Consider the following 6,555-nt stretch of genomic DNA (forward strand, 5'->3'; position numbering starts at 1 on the left):
CAAGGCTAATCGCGCCGCGGACGCGGACTCGGCAGGCTCGCCGTGCGATCTCAACAACTGTCACTTGCGTAACACGGACCTATCGACCAGCTCAGCTACCAGCTAGCCTTTCCCGTCCTGATCAGGCGATCGGCGATGGTGCCGGCGACCTCTTCGACGGTCATCCCGACGAGTAGATGATCTCGCCACGCGCCGTCGACATCGAGGTAGCGCTTGAGCACACCCTCCTCACGGAAGCCGACGTTCCGCAGAACTGCTTGGCTCGCAAGGTTTTCCGGCCGTACCGTCGCCTCGACCCGATGCAGTCCGACCGCACCGAAGCAGTGGTCGAGGCCGAGCGCAAGCGCAGCCGTCGCTACGCCCTGACCTCCGACGTCCTTCGCGACCCAGTAGCCGATCCACGCAGACCGCAGTGCGCCGCGCACGATGTTGCCGATCGTCAGCTGACCGCTGAATTCGCCGTCGACTTCGATGACCAGCGGAATCATGTGCCCCTTGCGTGCCTCGGTCTTGAGACTCGACCACAGACCCGGCCAGTTGGAGGAGTGATGCCGCGCTTCCCAGACGCCGGATCCCGTCGGTTCCCACGGCTGCAGATGGTCACGATCCTTGATCCGGATTCGACTCCACGCCGCGCCGTCACGCAATTTGATCGGACGCAGCGTGACGACGCCACCCGCAACCCGCAGCGGACCGAGCTCTGTCGGCCACCCGGGATGATTCGACCAATTGAGCAAGTTCGTTCCCAATCTCGGAGCTGCTGCTCAGCCGCGCTGCGCGAGAAAAGCAACGTCGACCTCGTCGCCGGTACGGACCTCGGTGACGTCCGGATCGATCAACACCAGACAATTCGCTTCGGCAAGCGTAGCGAGTAGATGCGACGACGCGCCCGGAGCACCACCGAGTGCCTGCACCAAGTATTCGCCGGTCGATTCGTCGCGCATCAACTGTGCACGGAGGAATCCCTTGCGGTTCTTGATCGACGTGATCGGTGCAATCGTTCTCGCCGTGACGACGCGTCGCATCGGTTGGCGTCGCCCGAGCGCAATTCGGATCAGTGGCCGAACCATCACTTCGAATACGACGAGCGCGCTCACCGGATTGGCAGGAAGTAGAAACGTGGGCACCTCGTCGCGACCGAGTCGACCGAATCCCTGCACGGAGCCGGGATGCATCGCCACCCGTTCGACTTCGACCTCGCCCAACTCCGCCAATGCGTCCCTGACCTGGTCCGACACACCGCCGCCGACAGCACCGGCGATGACGACCAACTCCGAACGGATCAGTTGACCTTCGACGATCTCGCGCAGCCGCTTCGGGTCCGTTCCGACGATTCCGACGCGGTTGACGTCGGCGCCCGCATCGCGTGCCGCGGCTGCGAGTGCATAGGAGTTGACGTCGTAGACCTGACCGGGCCCTGGCGTGCGGTCGATGTCGACCAACTCGCCGCCGACGGAAATTACGGAAAGCCGGGGTCGGGGGTGGACGAGTACTTTGTCCCTGCCGACCGCCGCCAAAAGCCCGACCTGAGCAGCACCGATGATGGTGCCGGACCGCACGGCGACGTCCCCGGGCTGCACATCGTCACCGATCCGGCGCACGAAATCTCCGGACCGTACCGGCCGCAGCACTTTGATTCGGGCGCGGCCGCGGTCCGTGCTGTCGAGTGGAAGTACCGCATCCGCCAAGGTCGGCAAGGGCGCACCGGTATCGACGCGGACGGCTTGACGCGGCTGCAGTCGCGTCGGCTGGCGTGATCCTGCACTCACTTCACCGACAACGGGCAACGTGAGCTCGGCAGGTTCGCCTTCGTCGCCGCGGATATCGGTTCCCGCCGTCATCACGTCGACACTGCGGACGGCGTAGCCGTCGATCGCCGCCTGATCGAACCCGGGCAGCGGACGCTCGGTGACCACCTCCTCGGCACACAACAATCCTTGTGCCTCCGAGATCGCGACTCGGACCGGACGCGGTGCCACAGCGGCAGCGGTCACCCGAGTCTGCTGGTCTTCGACCGAGCGCATAGCTCCCTTCCTCACAAAATGTCGTCGCCTCGATGATGGGGACGAGCGGCGGAGGCCGCTCGGGTAAGTGTGTTGCGACCTATTCGTACGTGGTGAGCTGCGGAGCCCAGCTGTCACCGAGCCGTTCGGTCAGCCATTCCCGCAGCGATGGGCCGTATTCGTCACTGTCCAAGGCAAAGTCAACCGCAGCACGGAGGTAGCCTCCGGGATTTCCGAGGTCGTGTCTCGACCCTCGATGGACTACGACGTGCACGGGATGGCCTTCGGAGATGAGGAGCGCGATCGCATCCGTCAGTTGCAGCTCCCCGCCCGAGCCAGGTTCGATGCGTCGGATCGCGTCGAAGATCGCCCGATCGAGCAGATAACGTCCGGCTGCGGCAAAAGTCGAAGGCGCGTCTTCGACGGCCGGCTTCTCGACCATGGAGAGCACCTTGAGCACGTTCGGGTTGACCGCGTCGGGGACCTCTTCGACCTCGAAGACGCCATACGCCGACACCTGATCCTTCGGAACGTCGATCGCACAGAGCACCGAACCGCCACGCTTGCGCCTGACGCGCGACATCACGTCGAGTACGCCACGCGGCAGCACGAGGTCGTCCGGCAGTAGTACTGCAATGGCCGTTTCGTCGTCGTCGAGAACTCGTTCGGCCTGCAGCACCGCATGCCCCAAGCCGAGCGGCTCCTCCTGCACGACGGAATCCACCTCGAGCAGACCCGGGGCCTTACGAACCTTCTCGAGCAATTTGAACTTGCCTTTTGCCTCGAGTTTGCTTTCGAGCACGAGGTCTTCGACGAAATGCGCTACCACGCCGTCTTTGCCTGGCGAGGTCACGATCACCAGACGCTCGGCTCCCGAGTCGGCTGCTTCACCCGCGACCAACTCGATACCAGGTGTGTCGACTACGGGCAGGAGTTCTTTCGGCACCGTCTTGGTCGCTGGGAGGAAGCGAGTCCCCATGCCTGCTGCGGGTACCACTGCTGTCCGAAAGCATGGCGAAAGGTTTGCTCCGGCCTCTGTCATACCAACACCCTATCTACTCGACCTCGCGCGGTACTGCCAGCAAGGAGCCTATGGTGATCCGGGTGAACTCGTCGGGAGATCAGGGTGCCGGTCCCGACGATGGGGCCGGAGTTGCTCCGTCGTCCAAGGCGCAATGGCGCAAGAAGGTGCTGCGGACCAGGGCTGATACCGACCCGGCCACACGAAGTGACGAAGCGAACGAGATCGCCCGCCTTGTCGGCGAACTCGCAGAAGCAGGCGCGACTGTGTGCGCCTATGTCCCGTTCGGTTCCGAGCCCGGCTCGATCGGCTTTCTCGACGCGCTGCGCGAGGGTGGCGCCCGCGTGCTCCTGCCGGTCACACTCGAACCGGGGCCCCTGCACTGGGGCGAGTACTCCGGCGGCGGTTCGCTGATACCGGCACGCTACGGAATGCGCGAGCCGCGAGGAAACCCACTCCCGCCGGCTGCGATCGCGACCGCCGACATCGTCATCGTTCCTGCTCTTGCTGTCGATCGGCGCGGCGTACGGCTGGGCCGTGGGGCCGGGTTCTATGACCGCACACTCGGTCTCGCCAGGGCGAATGCACGATTGGTTGCCATCGTGCGCGACGACGAGTTGGTCGAGCGACTGCCCGAAGAGCCGCACGACAAACGTATGCACGCTGTGATCGCGCCGGGATCGGGGCTGGTCCAGCTCGCGTGGGACCTCGGGTGAACGCACCGGGTGAGGAATATCTCGACGAATAGCATCGTTGGCACTGTCGCAGGTAGAGTGCTAATACTTGCGGTGAGCAAACCCTTGCGGAGGAACCAGTGCCAACGTATTCGTATGCGTGTACAGAGTGCGACAACCGATTCGACATCGTTCAGTCGTTTTCGGACGACACCTTGACGGTGTGCCCGGAGTGCTCGGGCAAGCTGCGCAAGTTGTTCAACTCTGTCGGCATCGTGTTCAAGGGCAGTGGCTTCTACCGCACGGACAGCCGCAGTGGTGGTTCGACATCGGTCGAGCCGGCAGGCGAGAAGAAGTCCGACGCAGCCCCCGCGAAGACCGATTCCGCGAAGTCCGCGACACCGAAATCGGATTCTTCCAAGTCCGACAAATCCAAGTCGTCGACCCCCGCACAGGCCGTGGCCAGCTGATTCACCACTTATCCACAACCGAATACTTATCCACAGAGCGGCCCGGAGACGGGCCGCTTCGTGTCTGCGTGCCCATATCCTCCGCGTATGGAACGACGCGCTCGTGAACGCTCACTCGCACCGGCACTGACTGCTCGCCTCGGTGAACTGACTCGTCCGAACTGGCTCCGAACCACCCTTGCCCGACGTATCGCGGCTGCGATGCTTGTCGTCCTGGCTGTCGGTCTCTACCTGCGGGGCGATCCGAGCACCGAGCGTGTTCCGGTGGTCGTGGCGACGTCCGATCTCACGCCAGGCGCCGTCCTCACCACCGACAACGTCCGAACGGTCGACGTCGAATCCAGGGCGATCCCCGACGGTGCGGTTCGACACACGGCCGACATCGTCGGCCGCACCCTTGCGGGCGCCGTCCGCAATGGTGCGATGCTCACCGACCTCTCCGTACTCGGACCACGACTCGCCGCCGCATCGTCGGGTAGTCCGGATTCTCGTGTCGTACCCGTCCGCCTCGCCGACCCAGCGGTAACCGAATTGTTGCGGGAGGGCGACCGGGTGGACGTCGTCACGGCGAGCGAGGACGGGCCGTCGGCCGTTCGGGCTGCAAGCATGCTTGCTTCCAACGCCGCTGTCGTCCTGGTGTCGTCCGCGGGCACCGGCCCTGGAGGGGGCGATCGAGTTGTCCTACTGGCACTTTCGACGGCCGAGGCCGGCGCGGTCGCAGCGGCGTCGCTGTCGAGTGCACTCACCGTCGTGCTGCACTGACCTTCGTTTCGTTGCCGTCCCGAGGTTCGTAAGGAGCACACGTACAGCAAGTGTCGATTAATATTCCCGTGAGTTACACGTGCGCTGCCGAACGTCAGTCAACAGATCGGGGAAACGACAATGCTCAAGGGATTCAAAGAGTTCATTCTCAAAGGAAACGTGATCGACCTGGCAGTCGCCGTGGTCATGGGTACGGCATTCACGGCCATCGTCACAGCCTTCACGAACAGCATCATCAATCCGCTGATCGCCCGCCTCGGTGGCGGTGGCACCATCGGCCTCGGCTTTCAGCTCGGTACCGAAGGTAACGAGAAGACGTTCGTCAACCTCGGCACCGTCATCACCGCAGGCATCAACTTCCTCATCGTTGCAGCGGTGCTCTACTTCATCCTCGTCCTTCCAGTCACGAAGCTGAAGGATCGCAAGAAGGCCGAAGGTGACGACGCCGAGGGTCTCACCGACTCCGAGGTGCTCGTCCAGATTCGCGACATCCTCGCCGGTGGCGCGAACACACCGGCAGGTTCGCCGGAGGGCAAGCACGGCCTCTGATTCGCCGGGTACCTACAGGGGCCTACCGCCGACTCGGCGGTAGGCCCTTTTGCTCGATTAGCAGAATTTTGTCGGAATTACCGCGCTGCCTCGCGAACGAGTGCGGTTCGTTTTGAAGTACGCGGGTAAATAAGGGAGAATTGCGCCTACGCGAACGGCACTGTGCGCAGACTTCTCGGTGCCGTCTCCAAAAGGAAAGAACGGCTGCCATATGAATAAATCTTCGGCAAAGAAGACCGGCCGAATCGGCCTATTGCTTGCGGTGGCGGTGGGCACAGCAATGTCGACCGCTCAGCCTGCTACAGCGGGTCCGGGCGAACCGTCGGTGATGGTGCAGACGGTTGGACGCGAGATCATCGTCTCGGTGAGCCGCGGATTCGCAGCGGGCGGAGTTCCCGATCCGAACTGCACCCCAACCGTTCGCGAGGCCAGCTTCGGTGGCGCGCCCCAATTCGATTGGTCACCACCGACCGTGTCGGAAGCTGTCGCCAGCGGCGCGACCCCCAACCCGACGAACAGAAGCACCGTCACGGTTCCGCGCGACGGCACCTACGCCGTCGGTGCCGTATGCCGCGACCCGTGGGGCCAGTTCTTCGCGCCTGCGATCGCAGTTCAGGTCGGTAATCCCGCTCCTCGAGGACCTGGCTTCGAAACGACGCTGTGGACGCAGCCCATCCCGATACCTACCGAGGTGACCCGAGCGATCTCCGTAACCGTGCACAACTCGGGATCCGGTGGACCATGTGGGGCGGCCGTCAAGCAGGTAGCCGGCCCAGGAAACTACGAATTCCAATCGAGCAAGCCGGAGCAGTTCGCGGATCCCGGCACCTCGCGCACGATGTCGGCGATCCAGCCCGGTCCGGGAACCTATGCGGTCGTTGGCATCTGTGGATCCACTCCGTCGTACCCGCCGGTGTTTCTCTTCGTTCCCTGATCCTCATCTGATCCAATAACAGTAGAGCCCCCATCCGTGGATGGGGGCTCTACTTTTATGGCTCTTGTGCTCTAACCGTGGGTCGGTTTTGGTGTTGATGTGAGCGCACGCCGTTGTCCCAGTAGCGTTCTGGCTTGTCTAA

At 63.4% G+C, this 6,555-nt stretch carries 8 protein-coding genes; 5 read left to right on the top strand and 3 right to left on the bottom strand.

What is annotated here, in order from left to right; translation table 11 throughout:
• Positions 1-95 precede the first annotated feature (95 nt).
• From ACHIRB_RS11120 to ACHIRB_RS11130, 3 genes are all read right to left on the bottom strand, one after another.
• A complete protein-coding gene (locus ACHIRB_RS11120; protein ID WP_199705426.1) occupies positions 96-737 on the bottom strand; it encodes a GNAT family N-acetyltransferase in 642 nt (213 codons plus the stop codon).
• A 27-nt stretch (positions 738-764) separates the two neighbouring features.
• On the bottom strand, positions 765-2,024 hold the full coding sequence (gene glp, locus ACHIRB_RS11125; protein WP_395114579.1) for a molybdotransferase-like divisome protein Glp: 1,260 nt from the start codon (positions 2,022-2,024) through the stop codon (positions 765-767).
• 79 nt (positions 2,025-2,103) lie between these two features.
• Positions 2,104-3,045, bottom strand: coding sequence for a UTP--glucose-1-phosphate uridylyltransferase (locus ACHIRB_RS11130; RefSeq protein ID WP_199705428.1), 942 nt, complete (start codon positions 3,043-3,045; stop codon positions 2,104-2,106).
• A gap of 62 nt (positions 3,046-3,107) precedes the next feature.
• Here ACHIRB_RS11130 and ACHIRB_RS11135 point away from each other — a divergent pair, with 62 nt between their 5' ends.
• The 5 genes from ACHIRB_RS11135 (at position 3,108) to ACHIRB_RS11155 (ending at position 6,413) form a co-directional block, all read left to right on the top strand.
• On the top strand, positions 3,108-3,740 hold the full coding sequence (locus ACHIRB_RS11135; protein WP_395126132.1) for a 5-formyltetrahydrofolate cyclo-ligase: 633 nt from the start codon (positions 3,108-3,110) through the stop codon (positions 3,738-3,740).
• A gap of 98 nt (positions 3,741-3,838) precedes the next feature.
• Entirely contained in the window at positions 3,839-4,168 is a 330-nt protein-coding gene (locus ACHIRB_RS11140; RefSeq protein ID WP_199705430.1) for an FmdB family zinc ribbon protein, read from the top strand.
• An 87-nt stretch (positions 4,169-4,255) separates the two neighbouring features.
• Entirely contained in the window at positions 4,256-4,930 is a 675-nt protein-coding gene (locus tag ACHIRB_RS11145) for an SAF domain-containing protein (RefSeq protein WP_395126131.1), read from the top strand.
• A 120-nt stretch (positions 4,931-5,050) separates the two neighbouring features.
• Positions 5,051-5,479 (top strand): large conductance mechanosensitive channel protein MscL, encoded by a 429-nt coding sequence (mscL, locus tag ACHIRB_RS11150; RefSeq protein ID WP_199705432.1) that lies wholly within the window; start codon positions 5,051-5,053, stop codon positions 5,477-5,479.
• 211 nt (positions 5,480-5,690) lie between these two features.
• Entirely contained in the window at positions 5,691-6,413 is a 723-nt protein-coding gene (locus ACHIRB_RS11155; protein WP_395114574.1) for a hypothetical protein, read from the top strand.
• The last annotated feature ends 142 nt before the right edge of the window (positions 6,414-6,555 follow it).

It is taken from the genome of Antrihabitans spumae (assembly GCF_043944905.1).
Taxonomy (GTDB): domain Bacteria; phylum Actinomycetota; class Actinomycetes; order Mycobacteriales; family Mycobacteriaceae; genus Antrihabitans; species Antrihabitans spumae.